This is a genomic window from Modestobacter sp. VKM Ac-2985 (genome assembly GCF_026967925.1).
In the GTDB taxonomy this organism is placed as follows: domain Bacteria; phylum Actinomycetota; class Actinomycetes; order Mycobacteriales; family Geodermatophilaceae; genus Modestobacter.
Map to the genome: position 1 here is coordinate 1891202 of NZ_JAPVBI010000001.1, position 18920 is coordinate 1910121.

The 18920-nt window shown below is 74.6% G+C and carries 20 protein-coding genes; 10 read left to right on the top strand and 10 right to left on the bottom strand.

From position 1 onward, the window contains the following. Nucleotides 1-38 precede the first annotated feature (38 nt). Nucleotides 39-827, top strand: coding sequence for an AraC family transcriptional regulator (locus O2V61_RS09030; protein WP_269182954.1), 789 nt, complete (start codon nucleotides 39-41; stop codon nucleotides 825-827). 120 nt (nucleotides 828-947) lie between these two features. Here O2V61_RS09030 and O2V61_RS09035 read toward each other — a convergent pair whose 3' ends face one another. Together O2V61_RS09035 and O2V61_RS09040 are read right to left on the bottom strand one after the other, a co-directional pair. Then, a complete protein-coding gene (locus O2V61_RS09035) occupies nucleotides 948-1742 on the bottom strand; it encodes a hypothetical protein (protein WP_269182955.1) in 795 nt (264 codons plus the stop codon). Between the two features lie 121 nt (nucleotides 1743-1863). Further along, complete coding sequence (locus O2V61_RS09040) at nucleotides 1864-3282, bottom strand: MFS transporter (RefSeq protein WP_269182956.1); 1419 nt, start codon at nucleotides 3280-3282, stop codon at nucleotides 1864-1866. A gap of 308 nt (nucleotides 3283-3590) precedes the next feature. Between O2V61_RS09040 and O2V61_RS09045 the strand changes: the two genes are divergently transcribed. Next, complete coding sequence (locus O2V61_RS09045) at nucleotides 3591-3734, top strand: hypothetical protein (RefSeq protein WP_269182957.1); 144 nt, start codon at nucleotides 3591-3593, stop codon at nucleotides 3732-3734. Nucleotides 3735-3819: 85 nt separating this feature from the next. Here the strand turns inward: O2V61_RS09045 and O2V61_RS09050 are convergent, their stop codons facing one another. The 3 genes from O2V61_RS09050 to O2V61_RS09060 all read right to left on the bottom strand — a co-directional run bounded on the left by O2V61_RS09050 (nucleotide 3820) and on the right by O2V61_RS09060 (nucleotide 6558). Then, a complete protein-coding gene (locus O2V61_RS09050) occupies nucleotides 3820-4695 on the bottom strand; it encodes a formate/nitrite transporter family protein (RefSeq protein ID WP_269182958.1) in 876 nt (291 codons plus the stop codon). 79 nt (nucleotides 4696-4774) lie between these two features. Further along, nucleotides 4775-5224, bottom strand: coding sequence for a cyanase (gene cynS, locus O2V61_RS09055; RefSeq protein WP_269182959.1), 450 nt, complete (start codon nucleotides 5222-5224; stop codon nucleotides 4775-4777). Nucleotides 5225-5406: 182 nt separating this feature from the next. Next, the gene (locus O2V61_RS09060) at nucleotides 5407-6558 is read right to left on the bottom strand and encodes a uroporphyrinogen-III synthase (RefSeq protein WP_269182960.1); all 1152 of its coding nucleotides are present in this window, start codon (nucleotides 6556-6558) and stop codon (nucleotides 5407-5409) included. Between the two features lie 138 nt (nucleotides 6559-6696). Here O2V61_RS09060 and O2V61_RS09065 point away from each other — a divergent pair, with 138 nt between their 5' ends. The 5 genes from O2V61_RS09065 to O2V61_RS09085 all read left to right on the top strand — a co-directional run bounded on the left by O2V61_RS09065 (nucleotide 6697) and on the right by O2V61_RS09085 (nucleotide 9729). Further along, a complete protein-coding gene (locus tag O2V61_RS09065; RefSeq protein WP_269182961.1) occupies nucleotides 6697-7206 on the top strand; it encodes a PH domain-containing protein in 510 nt (169 codons plus the stop codon). Between the two features lie 265 nt (nucleotides 7207-7471). Then, nucleotides 7472-8119: a translation initiation factor IF-3 gene (gene infC / locus O2V61_RS09070; protein ID WP_269156765.1), complete on the top strand. Its 648-nt coding sequence runs from the start codon at nucleotides 7472-7474 to the stop codon at nucleotides 8117-8119. 90 nt (nucleotides 8120-8209) lie between these two features. After that, a complete protein-coding gene (gene rpmI / locus O2V61_RS09075; RefSeq protein WP_269156764.1) occupies nucleotides 8210-8404 on the top strand; it encodes a 50S ribosomal protein L35 in 195 nt (64 codons plus the stop codon). Nucleotides 8405-8441: 37 nt separating this feature from the next. Beyond that, a complete protein-coding gene (gene rplT / locus O2V61_RS09080) occupies nucleotides 8442-8831 on the top strand; it encodes a 50S ribosomal protein L20 (RefSeq protein ID WP_166756901.1) in 390 nt (129 codons plus the stop codon). Between the two features lie 94 nt (nucleotides 8832-8925). Then, nucleotides 8926-9729 (top strand): TrmH family RNA methyltransferase, encoded by an 804-nt coding sequence (locus O2V61_RS09085; RefSeq protein WP_269182962.1) that lies wholly within the window; start codon nucleotides 8926-8928, stop codon nucleotides 9727-9729. A gap of 1 nt (nucleotide 9730) precedes the next feature. Here O2V61_RS09085 and O2V61_RS09090 read toward each other — a convergent pair whose 3' ends face one another. Further along, nucleotides 9731-11983 carry a diguanylate cyclase domain-containing protein gene (locus O2V61_RS09090; protein ID WP_269182963.1) on the bottom strand — a complete coding sequence of 751 codons (2253 nt, stop codon included), beginning with the start codon at nucleotides 11981-11983 and terminating at the stop codon, nucleotides 9731-9733. Nucleotides 11984-12138: 155 nt separating this feature from the next. Between O2V61_RS09090 and pheS the strand changes: the two genes are divergently transcribed. From pheS to O2V61_RS09105, 3 genes are read left to right on the top strand one after another with little or no spacing between them, the layout of a single operon-like run. Next, nucleotides 12139-13206: a phenylalanine--tRNA ligase subunit alpha gene (gene pheS / locus O2V61_RS09095; RefSeq protein ID WP_269182964.1), complete on the top strand. Its 1068-nt coding sequence runs from the start codon at nucleotides 12139-12141 to the stop codon at nucleotides 13204-13206. After that, nucleotides 13203-15689 carry a phenylalanine--tRNA ligase subunit beta gene (pheT, locus tag O2V61_RS09100; protein WP_269182965.1) on the top strand — a complete coding sequence of 829 codons (2487 nt, stop codon included), beginning with the start codon at nucleotides 13203-13205 and terminating at the stop codon, nucleotides 15687-15689. The genes pheS and pheT overlap by 4 nt, the downstream gene beginning before the upstream one ends. Then, on the top strand, nucleotides 15682-16503 hold the full coding sequence (locus O2V61_RS09105) for an SDR family NAD(P)-dependent oxidoreductase (protein ID WP_269182966.1): 822 nt from the start codon (nucleotides 15682-15684) through the stop codon (nucleotides 16501-16503). Before pheT ends, O2V61_RS09105 begins: the two co-directional genes overlap by 8 nt. A 27-nt stretch (nucleotides 16504-16530) precedes the next feature. Here O2V61_RS09105 and O2V61_RS09110 read toward each other — a convergent pair whose 3' ends face one another. The 4 genes from O2V61_RS09110 to O2V61_RS09125 form a co-directional block, all read right to left on the bottom strand. After that, on the bottom strand, nucleotides 16531-16848 hold the full coding sequence (locus tag O2V61_RS09110) for an STAS domain-containing protein (protein WP_269182967.1): 318 nt from the start codon (nucleotides 16846-16848) through the stop codon (nucleotides 16531-16533). A 111-nt stretch (nucleotides 16849-16959) separates the two neighbouring features. Further along, nucleotides 16960-17364, bottom strand: a complete 405-nt coding sequence (locus O2V61_RS09115) for a glyoxalase superfamily protein (protein WP_269182968.1) — start codon at nucleotides 17362-17364, stop codon at nucleotides 16960-16962. Nucleotides 17365-17419: 55 nt separating this feature from the next. Then, a complete protein-coding gene (gene arr, locus O2V61_RS09120; protein WP_269182969.1) occupies nucleotides 17420-17878 on the bottom strand; it encodes an NAD(+)--rifampin ADP-ribosyltransferase in 459 nt (152 codons plus the stop codon). 105 nt (nucleotides 17879-17983) lie between these two features. Further along, nucleotides 17984-18865, bottom strand: coding sequence for a diacylglycerol/lipid kinase family protein (locus O2V61_RS09125; RefSeq protein ID WP_269182970.1), 882 nt, complete (start codon nucleotides 18863-18865; stop codon nucleotides 17984-17986). Nucleotides 18866-18920 lie beyond the last annotated feature (55 nt).

Sequence of the window (18920 nt, forward strand, 5' to 3'; positions counted from 1 at the left end):
TCGGCCTCGCCGTCCCCGAGGTCTTGTACGTTCCTGACGTGAGCGAAGTGGTCGCCTGGCGGCCGGACGTGCCCGGGCTGACCGAGGTCCTGCACGCCCACTTCACCGACCACGTCTACCCCGCGCACACCCACGAGGCCTGGACGCTCCTGCTGGTCGATGACGGGGTGGTCCGCTACGACCTGGACCGGCACCCGCACGGGGCCTCCCGGGCCGAGGTCACCCTGCTGCCGCCCGGCGTGCCGCACGACGGCCGGTCCTGGTCGCCCGACGGGTTCCACAAGCGGGTGTTGTACCTCGCCGCCGACACCCTCGGCGCCGACCGGGTCGGGGTGGCGGTCGACCAGCCGGCGTTCGACGACGACGCGCTGCGCTCCCGGCTCTCCGCGCTGCACGCCGCGCTGCGGCCCGGGGGTGACCCGCTGGAGGCGCAGAGCCGGTGGGCGTTCGTGCAGGAGCGGCTGGGGCAGCACCTCGACCGCACCGTGGTCGCTCCACCGGACGTGCGGGACGACGTCCTCGCCGACCGGGTGCGCGCGCTGCTGGACGCCCGGGTGACCGAGGGCCTGGCGCTTCAGGAGGCCGCGGCGCTGTTCGGCGTCTCCGCCACGCACGTCGTCCGGGCGTTCACGAGGCGGCACGGACTGCCGCCGCACCGCTACCTGACCGGCCGGCGGATCGACCTGGCCCGGCGGTTGCTGCTGGACGGGATGCCCGCCGCCGAGGTGGCCGGCGCGGCCGGGTTCGCCGACCAATCGCACCTCACCCGGCACTTCCGCCGGATGATCGCGACGACCCCAGCGGCCTACGCGCGGTCCGCGCACTGACCCGGTCGCGACCCGACCGGTCCGTCGTCCCCCCGCAGCAACGACTGGCCTCCCGCACCAACGCTGGTGCCGGGGGAGAGCCAGTGATCAGGGCACCTGATCACTGCTGAGCAGGCGGGGTCAGGTGGGTGGCAGCTCGAGGTCGGCGAGGGCGGCGGCGACGTCGTCCTCGCGGACGAAGTCCAGCGCCAGCAGCCGGTGCACCAGCACCCCGCGGCGGGTCAGCCGCAGGTCGGTCGGGCGCAGCCTGGGCCGGACGGCGCCGGGACGGGAGACGACCGGTGCCGGGTCGAGCAACCCGCTGCGCTGCAGGTCGGTGACGTCCTCCCGGGCGCCCCAGGCCCGCCAGCCGCGCGGGTCGTCCTCCAGTGCGCCCAGTGGCAGCGGGGCCCGGTCGCGCCGGCCGACGGCGGCCAGGAAGACCAGCTGCCGCCAGCTGCACGACTCGGCCAGCTGCAGCGCCCGGGCGGCCAGCGCCACGTCGATGTCGGGGGAGACGACCACCTCGGCGACCAGGTAGCCCAGGTGCCGCACCCGGCGCTCCTCGGTGGTCCGCCGGGCGGCCTGGACGACGTCCTCGACCAGCCGCTCGGCGGCCGACCGGGCCGCGGTGCTCACGCTGAAGAAGCCGTCGCTGCGCACCGGGCGGCCCTGGTGGGCGCGGGTGACCGACAGCTCGGCGGCGAAGGCCAGGACGGCGCCGGCCCGGGCGCGCTCCCAGGTCAGCGGCAGCTCGGCGGCGGAGGTGGCGGCGTCCCGGAGGCAGGAGGCCAACCGCTCGTCCAGCCGCAGCGGGCTTGAGTCGGGCTCGAAGAGCAGCCCGGCGACGGCCCGGGTCATCGACCCGGCGACCAGTTCCCCGGTCTCGACCAGGTCCCGGCCGGGCACGCGCTCATCGCCGATGGGTTCCCTCACGCGGTGATCATGGACCGCCGCGGGCCCTGCTGCACCTGGCGGCGACCGCGTCTCACCACGGCGGGGCAGCAGGAGGCCGCCCCACCCCCGGAGCAGGGGCGGAGCGGCCGGGTGCAGCTGGTCAGACGCCGGCCTGCTGCATCAGGGTGCCGCGGCGCAGGTAGACGAACCAGGTCACCGCCACGCAGGCCACGTAGAACCCGCAGAACGCGCCCAGCGCGGTCACCACGCTGCCGGTGGCGAGGTAGGACTCCGACACGATCCGCGGGATGAACACCGCCCCCAGCGCACCGACCGCGGAGATGATGCCGACGGCCGCGGCGGTGTCCCGGCGCGCCCGGTAGAGCACCTGGGCCGGGGTGTCGCCGGACCGCGCTGCGGCAGCCTCGGCCCGGTAGATGATCGGGATCATCCGGTACGTCGAGCCGTTGGTCATGCCCACGACGGCGAACAGCACCAGGAAGCTGGCCAGGAACCCACCGAAGCTGCCGGCCCCCAGGGCGGCGATGGCGGCGCCGATCGCCACGGCCTGGCCGATGAAGGTGACGACCGTGACCTTCGCGCCGCCCACCCGGTCGGCGAGCCACCCACCGAAGGGTCGGGACAGCGAGCCGACCAGCGGCCCGAGGAAGGCGTAGCGGTAGGTGTCGGCGGCGAACTCGTTGGCCAGCACCAGCGGGAACGCCCCGGAGAACCCGATGAAGGAGCCGAACGCGCCGATGTAGAGGAAGGACATGATCCAGGTCTGCTTGCGCCGGGCGATCGCCGCCTGGTCGGCGATGTTGGCCTTCGCCCCGGACAGGTTGTTCATCCCGAACCAGGCGCCGACGACCGCCAGGACGATGAACGGCACCCAGATCAGCGCCACGTTCTGCACGTACCGGGCGTCGCCGCCGGCCGTCGTCCCGGTGCTCCCGCCGATCACCGCGATGGTGCCGGCGGTGACGGCGAGCGGTCCGACGAGCTGGATGATCGCGACGCCGATGTTGCCGCCGGCGGCGTTCAGCCCGAGCGCGAAGCCCTTCTCCTTGTCCGGGTAGAAGAAGGAGATGTTGGCCATCGAGGAGGCGAAGTTGCCGCCGCCGAAGCCGCAGGTGATCGCGGTCAGCACCCAGAACCAGTAGGGCTGGCCGGTGGTCGCGGCGACGACGAGCATCGTGACCGGTACCAGCAGCAGCGCCGCGCTGACGACCGTCCAGTTGCGCCCGCCGAGCAGCGCCGGCATGAACGTGTAGGGCACCCGCATGATCGCGCCCACGAGGCCGGCCGTGGCGACCAGCCAGAAGAGCTGGTCGCTGGTGAAGCCGTAGCCGATCGAGGCGAGGACGGCGGTGGCGACGCTGAACATCTGCCAGACGCTGAACCCGATGTTCTCCGCGAGCACCGACCACACCAGGTTGCGGCGGGCGACCGGCTTCCCCTGCGGCGAGGCCCAGAAGGCCGGGTCCTCGGGGGTGTAGTCGTCGATCCACCGGCTGTCCCGGGGAGCTGGGGGTGCTGCGGCGGGTGCGCCCGGGCGGTGCAGCTGGGTGTCTGTCATGAGCTCATCCCTGGTTCGAGGCCGGCCGGCGGGCGCCCGCCCCGGTCGGGGCGGCGCCGTGGACGACGCTAGGAACAGGGGGTTTCCCCCCGACCGCGACGGCGTGACCGGCGCGGTACATGCCTCGCACGGGCCACCGGATCGGGATGTGAGGCCGGGCGGGCCCCCGAACGGGGGCGGGTCGTCCCACGGTCGCAGGGCATGACCGGACTCGTGCTCCCGGTGCTGCTCGGGGGCTGGGACGACGCACGCGCACGGCTGGACCAGCGGCTGGCCGGCCTGGGGGACACGAGTACCTCGACGAGCCGGTGGACGGCGCCTGGTCGGTGCGCCGCGGCGGCGACGGCACCTGGACGGCCGACTGGGCCGACCTGCTGGTGCACGCCACCGACGAGCTCGCCCACCACGGTGCAGAGATCGCCCTGCTGCGCGACCTGTACCGCTGGCGCTGAGCCTGGACCACCAGCACGACGAACCGGCCCCCTCCCGAGGGAGAGGACCGGTTCGTCGTCCGCAGGTGCGCCGCCGGCGCCGGGGTCAGCGGGCCCCGACCGGCGTGGTGTCGGCCGGCACGGCTGCGTCCCGGGGGAGGTCGGCGGAGAGCGCCGGCTTGCGGGAGGCCCCGGTCCTGGCATGGGTGGCGTAGAGCGTGAGCCCGACGAAGGCGAGCCCACCGACCAGGTTGCCGATGACGGTCGGGATCTCGTTCCAGATCAGGTAGTCACCGACGGAGAAGTCGCCGCCGAGCAGCAGGCCGGAGGGGAACAGGAACATGTTCACGATCGAGTGCTCGAAGCCCATGTAGAAGAACAGCAGGATCGGCATCCACATCGCGATGACCTTGCCGGAGACCGAGGTCGACATCATCGCCGCAACCACGCCGGTGGAGACCATCCAGTTGCACAGCACGCCGCGCAGGAACAGCGTCAGCATCCCGGCGGCGCCGTACTCGGCGTACCCGACGGTCCGGCCCTCACCGATGGTGCCGATGGCCTGACCGACCTCGTTCGGGGGCATCGCGAAGCCGTAGGTGAAGATCACCGCCATCATCACCGCGACGGTGAACGCGCCCAGGAAGTTGCCGGTGAAGACCAGCCCCCAGTTGCGCAGCATGCCGCGCACGGTCACGCCCGGACGCTTGTCGAACAGCGCCAGCGGCACCAGCGTGAAGACCCCGGTCAGCAGGTCGAAGCCGAGCAGGTAGAGCAGGCAGAAGCCGACCGGGAAGAGCAGCGCCCCGACGATGGGCTGGCCGGTCTGCACGGTGACCGTGACGGCGAAGGCCGCGGCCAGCGCCAGGATGGCCCCGGCCATGAACGCCCGGATCAACGTGTCGCGGGTGGCCATGAAGACCTTCGCCTCGCCCGCGTCGATCATCTTGGTGGTGAAGTCCTTCGGGCTCACGTAGGACATGGGTGGCTCCTCGGCTGTGCGAGTGGGAGGGGAGCGCGCGCAGCGACCGCGGCGGCGCGTGGGGGGAACCGGCGCGGGGTCACCAGCGGTAGTCCAGGAACTTCCCGTCGAAGGTGACGACGACCCGGTCGCCGTCCGGGTCGGGGCGGCGGGCGACGTCCACGCGGAAGTTGATCGCGCTCATGATCCCGTCGCCGAACTCCTCGTGGATCAGCTCCTTCAGCGCCGGTCCGTAGACCGACAGCGCCTCCAGGAAGCGGTAGACCGTGGGGTCGGTCATCCGGGCCGGGTCGGACCCACGGGAGGGCTGCAGGCGCAGGCTCTCCTCGACGGTCTCGTCGAGCTCCAGCAGCCGGCAGACCTGCGCAGCCTGCTCTGCGGTCATCGGGTGCTGTCCGAGCAGCGCGGCGGTGGTCCAGACGACCGGCGCGCCGATCTCCTCGGCGAGCTGGGCCCAGGTCAGGCCGTGCCTGATCCGGGCGGCGACCACCAGGTCGGCGGCGTCGGACTTCGGGAGGACGGGCGTCATCGAGCTCCTCGGGTGCGGTCGGCCAGGTCGCCCGGCGGTCCAGCCCGGGCACCGCGAACGCTAGGCACGAGGAGTTTCGACGGCGGCGCGGTGGCGTGACCCCCATGGGACAACGGCCGCACCGGCCCGGTGCCCGCGCTGTGCGGCCGAGGACACGCAGCCGTCGCCGGACGGTGGGTGGCTCAGACCGCCAGGCGGTAGCCGCGCTTGACCACGGTCTGCACGACCGGGGCGCCCAGGGCGGCGCGCAGCCGGGTCACCGCCATCTCCACCGCGTGCGCGTCACCGCCGCCGGAGAGCTCGCCGAGCAGGTCGGCGCGGGAGACGACGACGCCGGGCCGGCGGGCCAGCGCGCGCAGCACCGCCATCGGCCCGGGCGCGAGCTCCACGAGCCGGCCGTCGAGGACGGCGGCGTGCCCGCGTACCTGCAGCGTGTGCGCACCGGAGTGCAGCACCGGGTGCCGCGCCGGCAGCGCGCTGACGACCTCGCGGGCCAGTGCACCGAGCCGGGCCCGCTCGGGCTGGACCGCCCGGATGCCGGCCGCCTGGAGCGGGCCGGCGGTGACCGGCCCCACGGCGACCGGGAGCACGGCGTCGGCCAGGGCACCGAGGACGCCGGGGTACACGCCCTCCTCCTCGGCGACCTGCAGCAGGCTGGCGGCAGCGGGGGCGCTGGTGAAGGTGACCGCGTCCACGGCGCGCGCGGCGATCACCGCGACGAGGCGGCGCAGCGGGGCGGTGTCCTCGGGCAGCACCCAGCGGTAGACCGGGACCTTGACCACCTCGGCACCGGCCCGCACCAGCCCGGAGACGAGCTCGGGCAGCGGGTCACCGTGCAGCTGGACGGCGATCCGGCGGCCGGGCAGCGGGCCCTCGGCCCCGGACAACAGGTGCGAGAGCACCTCCGCCGAGCTCTCCGACTCCGGGGACCAGGCGTCGACCAGGCCGGCCCCGCGGATCGCGCCGCGGGCCTTCGGTCCCCGGGCCAGCACCCGGGCGGTGGCCAGGTGCTCGCGCAGCGGCAGGTCCCACGCCTCGGCGGCCTCCAGCCAGCCGCGGAACCCGACCCCGGTGGTGGCCACCACCAGGTCGACCGGTGCGGCGAGCACCTCCCGGGTGGCGGCGACCAGGTCGGCGTCGTCGGACAGCGGCACGATCCGGATCGCCGGGGCGTAGAGGACCCGCGCACCCCGACGGTCCAGCAGTGCACCCAGCTCCTCGCTGCGGCGGGCCGCGGTCACCGCCACCGTGTAACCGGCCAGCGGCAGCAGGTCGGGCACCGGCGGCTCTCCGGCAGGGCTGGCCACGGGGTGGTCGAGCTGGCTGTCGGTCACTGCTCCATGGTGCGTCCTCGGTGTTCCATCCGTGTGACGTCCCGCCTCAGGAGCGGACGTCCGGGGTGCGGTGCTCAGCTGGCGCCGTCCCGACCTGCACGTCTGCGCGGCGTCCCGGGGAGCGGGCAGGATGGTGGCGTGCCCGCCGAGCCGACGCCCACCGACCCCGCGCCCCACCCGCTCTCCGCCGTCCCGCGCCGCCTGCGGGTGATCACCGCGGTGATGGCGGCCGGTCTGGTGATCGTGATGAGCGTGGTCGCGCTGCTGCTCAAGGAGTCGACCACCGGGGTGGTGGCCTTCCAGACCTCCGACCAGGTCGCGATGGTGGGCCTCGGTCTCGCCATGGGGGCGGGGGTGCTGATGCTGGGACGGTCCCGGGTGGACGCCGACGCCTCCGGGGTGCGGATCCGCAACGTCGTCATCAACCACGAGGTGCCCTGGTCGGCGGTGCGCGCGGTGCGCTTCGACCAGCACTCGCCGTGGGCCAGTCTGCTGCTGACCAACGACGACGAGGTCGCGATGGGCGGGATCCAGGCCGCCGACGGCCAGCGGGCGCTGGTCGCCGTGCGGGGGCTGCGGGCGCTGCTGGCCGACCACCGGGAGCGCAACCCCGCGCCGCGCGAGGACCTGCTGTACCCCCGGGAATGACGCCGGGGGTCCGCGCGCTGTACTGTGAGCACGCCTCCCCCCGCTACATCGAGGCGCGTGAACCACAGCGGCCGTCGTCTGCAGAGACCGGCGGTCACTGACCAAAGAGGAGCCCGCTCCCACCTGGCGCCGTACCGGCGTCCAGGTCCCCGGATCGCGCAGGTCGGCCCCGGCCGGCTCGCGTGGCCGCGACGGCACCCCCGCCCCGGGGTGCCCGCCGCGGCAACCCGGCGAGTGGGCCCCGTGAGCACCAGCTCACGGGGCCTTGCTGCGTCGGCGGCCCGGGACGGGTGCGACTCCTCCCCGCAGCAGCAGAGGAGAGGCCATCACCGAGCCCCGCATCAACGACCGCATCCGCGTTCCCGAGGTCCGCCTGGTCGGACCGGAGGGCGAGCAGGTCGGCATCGTGCCGATCGGCGAAGCGCTGCGCCTGGCCCAGGACTCCGAGCTCGACCTGGTCGAGGTCGCGCCCATGGCCCGGCCTCCCGTCGTCAAGCTCATGGACTACGGGAAGTTCAAGTACGAAGCCGCGCAGAAGGCCCGAGAGGCCCGGCGGAACCAGGCGCTCACCGTCATCAAGGAGATGCGGCTGCGCCTCAAGATCGACCCGCACGACTACGAGACCAAGAAGGGCCACGTCGAGCGCTTCCTCAAGGGCGGCGACAAGGTCAAGATCACCGTGATGTTCCGCGGTCGCGAGCAGTCCCGCCCGGAGATGGGCTACAAGCTGCTGCAGCGGCTGGCCGGCGACGTGGCCGACCTCGGGGTGGTGGAGTCCAACCCCAAGCAGGACGGCCGGAACATGGTCATGGTGATCGCGCCGCACCGGAACCAGGCGGCGACCGACGACGCGCGGCGCTCCGCGAAGGCCGAGAAGCAGGCGGCATCCGGGGAGCAGGCCCCCCCGGCCTGAGCCGGGCGAGGGCCCCGCACGACCGAGACGGCCCGCGCCAGGAGCAGCCCGCTGCTCCTGGCGCGGACAGACACGAACAAGGACGAGGACATGCCGAAGAACAAGACCCACAAGGGCGCGGCCAAGCGCATCCGCGTCACGGGCACCGGGAAGCTGGTGGCTGAGCACACGAACAACCAGCACAAGTTCGAGCACAAGTCCTCGAGCCGGAAGCGCCGTATCAGCGGCACCGCAGAGCTCTCTCCGGCGGACACCAGCCGGATGAAGAAGCTCCTCGGTCTCTGACCGTCCCTTCCCGTAACCAGCAGACAGGAGCTCTCACGTGGCACGCGTGAAGCGGGCGGTCAACGCCCAGAAGAAGCGTCGTACGACCCTCGAGGCGGCCAGCGGTTACCGCGGCCAGCGCTCGCGGCTGTACCGCAAGGCCAAGGAGCAGATCCTCCACTCGGCCACCTACAACTACCGCGACCGCAAGGTCCGCAAGGGTGACTTCCGCAAGCTGTGGATCACCCGGATCAACGCCGCGGCCCGGCAGAACGACATGACCTACAACCGGTTCATGCAGGGCCTCAAGCTCGCCGGCATCGAGCTGGACCGTCGTGTCCTGGCCGAGCTCGCCGTGAACGAGCCCGCCACCTTCGCCACGCTGGTGGAGTCCGCCCGGGCCGCGCTCGCCGCGAACCCCGAGGCGACCGGCGCCCAGGCCGCCTGAACCAGAACCACCTTCGACGCCGTCGCCGGTGGGTCCTCGTGACCCGCTGGGGACGGCGTCGTCGTCTGCGCCCACCCTGCGAGAGGAGCTCCCCGTGCCCGACGTGCTGACCGAGCGCTCGGCGCGGGTCGTCGGCGCCCGCAAGCTCACCCGGCGCAGCGGCCGGGACGACGCCGGGGCCTTCCTCGCCGAGGGGCGGCAGGCGGTCAGCGAGGCGCTGGCGCAGGCCGAGGCCGACCCGGGCGCCGTCCGCGAGCTGTTCGTCACCGAGGCTGCGGCGGACACCCACCGCGACCTGCTGGCTGCCGCCCGGGTGCCGGTGCACGTGGCCACCGACCGGGCGGTCGCCTCGCTGTCGGAGACCGTGACGCCGCAGGGGCTGGTCGCGGTCTGCGCGCTGCGCGACGTGCCGGCCGCGACGCTGGTGACCGACCCGCCGCGGCTGGCGGTCGCGCTGGCCGAGCTCAACGACCCCGGGAACGCCGGGACGGTGCTGCGCACCGCCGATGCCTGCGGTGCCCGCACGGTGGTGTTCGGCACCGGCTCCGCCGACCCCTACGGCGGCAAGGTGGTGCGCAGCAGCGCCGGCAGCCTGTTCCACGTCGACGTCGTGCGCAGCACGCCGCTGGCCGACCTGGTGCCGCAGGTGCAGGCCGCCGGCACGACCGTGCTGGCCGCCGACGGCGGGGGAGAGGTGGCCCTGGACGCCGCCGGGGACGAGGGGCTGCTCCACGGGCCGGTGCTGTGGCTGTTCGGCAACGAGGCCCGCGGACTGGACCCCGCGCTGGCCGCGCTCGCCGACGCGCGGGTGCGCATCCCGATGCGGGGCCGGGCGGAGAGCCTCAACCTGTCGGTGGCCGCCTCGATCTGCCTCTACGCCACCCAGCTCGCCGAGTAGGTCAGACGCCGGCCGGGTGCTTGGCGGCGTACATCCGGGCGTCGGCCCGGTGCAGCAGCGGGCCGAACTCGGCGCCGTCGTCCGGGTGGACGCTGATCCCGACGCTGGCCTGCACCTGCACCGTGGAGCTCCCCAGCTGCACCGGTGCGGTCACCGCGGCCTGCAGCTGCGCGGCCACCCGGGCCGCCTCCTGGGCCGCCGTCGCCGGGTCCAGCCCGCTGAGGCCGACGAGGAACTCGTCGCCGCCGAGCCGGGCGAGCAGGTCACCGCGGCGCAGCCGGTGGCGCAGCCGGTCGGCGACCACCTGCAGCAGCTCGTCCCCGGCGCCGTGGCCCAGGGCGTCGTTGACCGCCTTGAAGCCGTCGAGGTCCAGGAACAGCAGCGCGACGGCGGTGCCGTCCAGCCGGGCCTGCCACAGGGCCGACTCCATCCGCTCCTCGAAGCGGCGCCGGTTGGGCAGCGCGGTGAGCGGGTCGGTGTAGGCCAGCTCCTCGATCTGGGCCAGGTTCCGGCGGGTGCGGTCACGCTCCTGGAGGAGCTCACGCTCCACGGTCACCCGTGCGGTGACGTCGGTCTGCACACCGATGTACTGGACGACCGCACCGGCGGAGTCGCGGACCGGGGCCAGGTGGATCTCGTTCCACCACGGTTCCCGCTGCGGCCCACGGTGGTTGAGCAGGGTGGTCCGGAACTCCGCGCCCTCCCGGATCGCCAGCCGCATCCGGTCCACCGTGCCCGGGTCGGTGTCCGACCCCTGCAGGAAGCGGCAGTTGCGCCCCAGCACCTGGGCGGCCGACAGGCCGGCGAGCTGCTCGAAGGCGGCGTTGACGTAGATCAGCGGCTGGTCCGGTGCCGTCATGTCCGCGATGGCGACCCCGCTCGTGGTCGCGGCCAGCGCGCGGTGCAGCAGCACCTCCTCCACGGTGCCGCCGTCCGGCCGCACCGCCACGGTGCCGGGGCCGGCCGGGGTCTCGGCTCCCTCAGCGGCCGGCACGTCCGGTGCCTGCTGGGCGGCGACCCGGGCGACCAGGGCCACGGCGGCCCGTTCGACGGTGAGGCGGTCGTAGGTGAGGGCGTACTCGTACCGGCGCTGCCGGTCCGGCCCGCCGTCCCCGAGGTCCCGGGCGAGCAGCGCGGCGCTGAAGTGCGGGCTGAGCACGACGACGTCCCACTCACCGCGCACCGGGTCGTCGGCGGCCAGGTGTGCCCCGCGCACGCCGGGCACCGGCTCGATGGGCAGGTCCTCGCCCAGCGCGGCGACGAAGCCGGTACGGGCGACCAGGTCCCGGTAGCGCAGCGACGTGGCCGGGGTGAAGTGCCGTGCCTCCTGGAAGGTGGCGGCGACCACGCAGGTCTCGCCGAGCCGCATCGCCTGGCGCTCCAGGTGCTTGCTGAGCTCGATGAGCAGCGCCTTGGGCGCCGTCCGCAGCTGGGTCCCGGGGGGCAGGCAGCTGAACGGGCTCTCCTCCGGGTCGACGGCGGAGGACCCGCACGAGGGCAGGCCGAGCTGCCCGACGGCCCGGCCGGGGTCCGCGGTGGCCGCCGGCCGGCCGAAGTACCAGCCCTGGCCGAGGCTGGCGCCCAGGGCGTGCGCCATGGCCAGGTGGGCCTCGTCCTCGATCCCCTCGGCGAGGATGAGCGCACCGGTGCGCTCGGCGTAGCCGTTGACCGCGTTCATGATCTCGGCGACCGCCGGCCCGGGCCGCTGCTGGACCAGGCGCAGGTCGAGCTTCACCACGTCCGGGCGCAGCAGGGGCATGAACGCCAGCGACATGGACTCCGCCCCGACGTCGTCCAGGGCGATGCCCCAGCCCACCTCACGGACCCGCTCCACGGCGCGCAGCAGGTCCGCCGGGCGGGTCGCCAGCGCCCGCTCGGTGATCTCCACGACGACCCGCAGCCCGGCCGGAGCCGTGGTGGCGATGGCCAGCAGCTCCTCCAGCGGCGCCGACTCCAGCACCTGCGGCTCGACGTTGACGAACACGGTCAGCGGCGGCCCGAGCTCGGCGGCGACGGCGCCGCGCAGCGCGGCCGACCGGCACAGCGCGTCCAGCTCGGCGAGCCGGCCGGCCGACCGGGCGGCGGCGAAGAGGGCGTCCGGGGTGTGCAGCGGACCCTGCGGCCCGCGGGCGAGCGCCTCATAGGCGACGACGCGGCCGGAGTCCAGCTCGACGATGGGCTGGTACACGCTGTGCACGCTGCCGGCGGCGAGCACCGCGTCGATCGTCGCGACAGGGGCGTGGGTCGAGGTCACGAGCGGGAGATCGGCGCCGGCGGGACGGAACTGGCCTGCGGCGGACCGCACACCACCCCAGGGGGTGAGTCGTGGGCGTCGTCCACGTCCTCGCCGTGCCCGTGGCGCCCGACCCGGGCGCGCCGACCAGCTCCGTCCGGGCAGAATGGCCTCCCGTGTCTGGCGCCAACGACCCCTATGACCCCAAGCAGGTCGCCGCGCTGTCCGCGGAGGCCCTCGACGCCGCGGTGCACGCGGCGACCGAGGCCTTCGCCGCCGCCGGTGACCTCGACGCCCTGGCGGCCGTGCGACCGGCCCACCTGGGCGATCGCGCGCCGATCCTGCTGGCCCGTCGCGAGCTCGGCGCCCTGCCCCCGCACGCCCGCTCGGACGCCGGCAAGCGGGTCAACGCCGCCCGCGTCGCGGTCACCGAGGCGCACGCCGCCCGGCTGGCGGTGCTGGAGGCCGAACGTGACGAGCGGGTGCTGCGCCAGGAGCGCGTCGACGTCACGCTGCCCTGGGACCGCGCCCTGCCCGGCGCCCGGCACCCGCTCACCACGCTGACCGACCGCATCTCCGACGTCTTCGTCGGGATGGGGTACGAGATCGCCGAGGGCCCCGAGCTCGAGGCCGAGTGGCTGAACTTCGACGCGCTGAACACCGGCCCGGACCACCCGGCGCGGTCGCTGGCCGACACCTTCTTCGTCGCACCGGAGGACTCCGGGTTGGTGCTGCGCACGCACACCAGCCCGGTGCAGGCCCGCACGATGCTCGAGCGCCGTCCGCCGATCTACGTGGTCGCGCCCGGCCGGGTCTACCGCACCGACGAGCTGGACGCCACGCACACCCCGGTCTTCCACCAGGTCGAGGGCCTCGCCGTCGACCGCGGCCTGACCATGGCCCACCTGCGCGGCACGCTGGACCACCTGGCCCGCCAGCTGTTCGGTGCCGACGCGCTGACCCGGTGGCGGCCGCACTTCTTCCCCTTCACCGAGCCGTCGGCGGAGTTCGACGTCTGGTTCCCCGAGCACCGGGACGGGCCGCGCTGGGTGGAGTGGGGTGGCTGCGGGATGGTCAACCCCCGGGTGCTGGTCGCCTGCGGCATCGACCCCGAGGAGCACACCGGCTTCGCCTTCGGGATGGGCATCGAGCGGGCGCTGCAGTTCCGCTCCGGGGTCGGCGACATGCGCGACATCGTCGAGGGCGACGTCCGCTTCACGAGTGCGTTCGGAGTTGAGCAGTGAAGGTCCCGATCAGCTGGCTGAGCGAGCACGTCGACATCCCTGCGGGGACGACGGTCGAGGAGCTGGACGAGGCGTTCGTCCGGCTCGGCTTCGAGGTCGAGGAGGTGCTCCGCGCGCCGGTCACCACCGGCCCGTTGGTGGTCGGCCGGGTGCTGGAGATCGAGGAGCTCACCGGCTTCAAGAAGCCGATCCGGTACTGCCAGGTGGAGGTGGGGGAGGAGGCGTCCCCGGGGGCTGGTGGGCGGGATGTACGAGGCATCGTCTGCGGCGCCCGCAACTTCGCCGTCGGCGACCTGGTCGTCGTGGCGCTGCCCGGCGCCGTGCTCCCCGGCGGCTTCGCCATCGCCGCCCGGAGCACCTACGACCACGTCTCCGACGGGATGATCTGCTCGGTTCGGGAGCTGGGCATCGGGGAGGACCACGCCGGCATCCTGGTGCTCGGGCAGGACGGCTTCACCCCCGGGACGCCGGCCGCCGGCGTGCTGGGGCTGGACGACGTCGTCTTCGACCTGGAGGTCACCCCCGACCGCGGCTACGCGATGAGCCTGCGGGGCATCGCCCGTGACCTGGCCGGTGCCCTGGGCGTCGACTGGCGCGACCCGGCCGCCCTGACACCCCCGGCGTGGTCCGGTGAGCCGGGCTGGGCCGTCGAGGTCGCCGACCCGGCCCGCTGCGACCGGTTCTCGATGCTGGCGATGGAGGGGCTCGACCCGGCTGCCCCGAGCCCTTGGGAGCTGCGCCGGCGACTGGCCCAGTGCGGCATCCGCAGCATCTCGCTGGCCGTCGACGTCACCAACATCGTGATGCTCGAGCTCGGCCAGCCGATGCACGCCTTCGACCGCGACACCGTCACCGGGCCGATCACGGTGCGGCTCGCGGCGACCGGTGAGCGGCTGACCACCCTGGACGGCGTCGACCGGGCGCTCACGAGCGACGACCTGCTGATCGCCGACGAGTCGGGGCCGATCGGGCTGGCCGGGGTGATGGGCGGCGCCTCGACCGAGATCGGCGCGAACACCACCGCGGTGCTGCTGGAGGCCGCGCACTGGGAGCCGGCCGGCATCGGTCGCGGGGTGCGCCGGCACAAGCTGCCCAGCGAGGCGGCCAAGCGCTTCGAGCGGGGCACCGACCCCGACGTCACCGTCGTGGCCCTGGCCCGGGCCGCGGCGCTGCTGGCCGAGCACGGCGGCGCCCACGTCGTCGGTGCGCCCGTCGACCTGGACGCGCGCCGCCCGCGCCCGGCGATCGCGCTGGACGCCGGCCGGCCCGGCCGGATCGCCGGCGTGGCGTACCCGCCGTCGCAGGTGGTGGAGGTGCTGCAGGCCATCGGCGCGACGGTCGAGGGGGACGGCCAGCAGCTGCAGGTCACCCCGCCCTCCTGGCGCGGTGACCTCACCGACCCGGCCGACCTGGTCGAGGAGGTCGTGCGCTACCTGGGCTTCGACGAGATCCCCTCCGTGCTGCCGACCGCACCGCCCGGCCGCGGGCTCACCGAGCGCCAGCGCCGCCGGCGCAGCATCGGTCGCGCCCTGGCCGACGCCGGGTACGTCGAGGCGCCGTCCTACCCGTTCGTGGGGGAAGCGCAGCTCGATGCCCTCGGGGTGCCCGCGGACGACGCCCGCCGGCAGCTGATCACGCTGCGCAACCCGCTGTCGGAGGAGGCTCCGGCGATGCGGACGACGCTGCTCCCCGGCCTGCTCGGCACGCTGGCGCGCAACCTGGCCCGCGGACAGCGGGACGTCGCCGTCTTCGAGCACGGTGCGGTCTTCCCCGGCGGCCCGAGCACGCAGGCCCCGGTGCCCGGGGTCGACCGGCGCCCGGACGACGACGTGCTGGCCGCCCTGCTCGGCGCGGTGCCCGAGCAGCCCTGGCACGTGGGCGTGGTGCTGGCCGGGAACGTCGAACCGCGCGGCTGGTGGGGACCGGGCCGGCCGGGCAGCTGGGCCGACGCCGTGCAGGCCGCGCGCGCCGTGGCCGCCGCGGCCGGCGTCGAGCTGACCGTGCGGGCCGGGGAGCTGGCGCCCTGGCACCCGGGCCGCTGCGCCGAGCTGCTGGTCGGTGACCGGGTGGTCGGCCACGCCGGCGAGCTCCACCCGCGGGTGTGTGCGGCGCTGGACCTCCCGGCGCGCACCTGTGCCATGGAGCTCGACGTCGACGCCCTGCCCGCGGCGCCGGTGGCCGTCGGACCGCACGTCTCGACCTTCCCCCCGGTGCTGGTCGACCTGGCGCTGGTCGTCGCCGACGCCGTCCCGGCTGCCGACGTCGAGGCGGCGCTGCGGGAGGGCGCGGGTGAGCTGCTGGAGGTGCTGCGGCTCTTCGACGTCTACACCGGTGCCCCGGTGCCGGCCGGTTCGCGGTCGCTGGCGTACGCGCTGACGCTGCGGGCACCGGACCGGACGCTGACCGGCGAGGAGGCGAACGCGGCCCGCGACGCCGCGATCGCGGTCGCCGTGGAGCGCACGGGGGCGGTCCTCCGTGGCTGACGCGAGTCGGCCCGACCTCACCGGCACCGTCGCGCTGGTCACCGGCGCCTCCGCCGGCATCGGCCGGTACCTGTCGCAGGGGCTGGCCGAGCGCGGCGCGACCGTGGCCGGGCTGGCCCGTTCGGCCGACCGGCTGCACGGGGCGATGGCCGAGGTCGCCGACGCCACCGGTGCCCGCACGCTGGCCGTGGCCGCCGACGTCACCGACCCCGACGCCGTCCAGGCCGCGGTCACCCAGGTGGTCGCGGAGCTGGGACCGGTCACCCTGCTGGTCAACAACGCCGGCCTCATCGACGCCGCCGAGGTGCCGCTGTGGGAGGCCGACCCCGACCAGTGGTGGCAGGTGGTGGAGAGCCAGGTGCGCGGCCCGTTCCTGGTCTCCCGCGCCGTCGTCCCCGGGATGCTGGCCGCCGGCGGTGGCCGGGTGATCGGGCTCGCCAGCGGCCTGGGCACCCGGGGGAGCGACGTCTACAGCGCCTACTCGGCCGGCAAGACGGCCCAGATGCGGATCACCGAGGCGATCGACCTGGCCGGTGCCGAGCACGGGGTGCGCGCCTTCGACCTCGCGCCCGGGGTGATCGACACCGAGATGACCCGGGCGATGCCGATGCACGCCGGGCGCACCGAGTGGACCCGCCCGGAGGACGTCGTGGCACTGGCCCTGGCGATCGCCGCCGGGGAGCTGGACCAGTGGTCGGGGCGGTTCTTCCGGGCCGGTGCCGACGACCTCGACGTGCTGCGCGCGACGACGCCGGCGGACGCAGCCCGCCAGCTCCGGTTGCGCCCCTACGGCGCCGAGGACCCGATCGGCTGACCCCGCGGACCGCGGTGACCGGGGCGGTCAGCAGACGGCGGTGAACAGCACGCCGGTGCCGGTCATCTCGAGCATCCGCCGGACCATGGCGGAGGGGCGGCGGAGCTCGGGCAGCCCCCCGGCCCGGCGGGCCTGCTCGGTCTCCCGCACCATCAGCCGCAGCGCCCGGCCGTCCAGGAACGTGGCCGCCGAGAGGTCGACGGCGCCCGCCCCGGGGGTGCGCGGCCCGCCGGCGTCCCAGGCCTCGACCACCAGGCTGTCGACCTCCCCGCACAACCGGAGCACGGTCACGCCGTCCTCCTCGACCAGGTCGATCCCGCCGGACAGCTGCTGGACGTCGCGCATGGCGGTGTTCCTCCCCCTGTCCCGGCGTCGATCGCCGGGACAGGGGGGACTGTGCACTGCCCTGCTGACAGAAACCCCTCAGCAGTCCGAGGACCGGCTGTGCGGCGACCGTCAGCCGGCCGCTTCCTCGACGACCCAGATCGTGTTGCCGTCGGGGTCGCGGACCGCGAAGAGCAGCGGCGCACCGGGCACCCGGGTCGGTGCCGGGTCGAGGTCGACGTCGCCGCGGGCGGCGAGCCGCCGGTGCTCGGCGAGCACGTCGGTCGACTCGACCCCGATCGCGCCGCCGCCGGGGGAGCCGCCCATCGGCGGGTTCAGCGCGAGCCGCGCCGACGACCCGGGCGGGGCGACCTCCAGCCAGCGGTCCGCGCCGTCCTCGCCGAAGCGGTCGTCGCCGCGCACCTCGAAGCCGAGCACCTCGGTGTAGAAGGCGCGGGCGGCGTCCTGGTCGCGGACGGAGAACATCGTGACGGCGAGCTGGGTCAACGTGGTGGTCTGGTGCTGGGTCTGCGTCATGCCGGTCAGACCGGTGCCGACGGCCGGACTCATCGGTGGACGGACGCCACGACGATCAGTCCTCGATGAGGTCCCGGCCCTCCGCCCGCAACCGCGCCAGGTGGTCCAGCATCCCCTGCAGCGTCTCCGGGTCGTGCCCCTGCCAGCTGTCCAGCTCGCTGACGACGCGCAGCGGGTGGCGGGTCCGGTAGGACCGGGTGGGGTTGCCCGGGAACCGCTTGTCGGTCACGTTCGGGTCGTCCTCGAACGGGCCCAGGGGCTCGACGACGTAGATGCGTCCCGGCTCCCCGTTGCCGGCGAGCGCGACCGCCAGCTCGGCGCCCCAGGCGGCGGTCTCCACGAGAGCGGTGAAGTAGACGTGGTGGGACACCCGGCCCGCCTGGAAGTTCGAACCGTGGCCGGGGACCAGCTCGACACCGGGCGCCAGGGTGGCCCGGGTCCCGTGGAAGAAGGGGCCCGCGACGTGCCCGCAGCTGTCGTAGGTCGCGGGGACGGGGAGGCTGTTCTCGTCCATGCCGGATCTCCTCGGGTTCGTCCCGGTCGGCTGCCGCGCACCAGCCTGTCGGAGATCGGCCGGCCCGCGGGCGCCGTCACCTCCGCGCCGTGGGCAGCCGGCGCGTCAGAACACGGTGGCCAGCGCCCGTGGCGCGATGTCGACCGCGATCTCGGTGTCGGCCTCCAGCTCCACCAGCTCACCGTCCAGCTGCAGGGGCATGGGGGCCAGGGTGGTGAAGGCGTAGTGGGTCACGCTCGGCTGCCGGCCCAGCCCCCGGGTCGCGGCCCGCAGCGCGGTGGCCAGCACCTGCAGCTTGCCGGTCCGCCGCTGGGCGATCACCTCGAAGCGCCCGTCGTCGGGGCGGGCGCCCTCGCTGAGTCGGGCCACCTTGGCCATCTGGGCGATGTTGGCGAACAGCAGGCTGTCCACGGTGCGCTCCTCCCCGTCCTCCATCCGGATGGGGAAGGGCCGGAATCGGGTGAAGCCGCGGATCACCGACAGCGCCTCCCGCCACGACCCCTTGCCGCCCTTCTCGAGGTCGACGGCGATCACCGGGGTGACCCCGACGCCGATGTAGGAGTGGGCGTACCGCACCTGGGCGTCGGCGCCGCTGCCGAGGGTGAGCCGCAGCAGGTCGATCCGCCGGACGTCGCCGGCCAGGATCGCGTCGGCCAGGTGGTGCTCGCGCGTCGTCCGGCGGTGGTCGTTGGCGTTCCCGGCCGCCCGCACCGCGCAGACCGCATCGGGGTTGCCCGCCTGCATGACCCCGTCGACGACCTCGTTGTAGCCGCCGTCCCCACTCACCGAGACCAGCAGCGGCCGCCCCGTGGCCGCGACCTCGCGAGCCAGCTCGCGGGCGTGGCCGGCGCGCTGGGTCGGGCAGAGCGACACGGGGACGGCGGGGAGGCGCCGGGCCAGCTCGGCCTGCAGCTGTTCGGCCGACCCCGATGCCTCGCCGGTGCTGTTCGGGTTGAAGATGACGACGATCCGGTCGAACGGGCTCACAGGTGACGGCCTCCTCGGCGTGGTCGGGCACGGCTGCCCGCTGGGACCCTGCCCG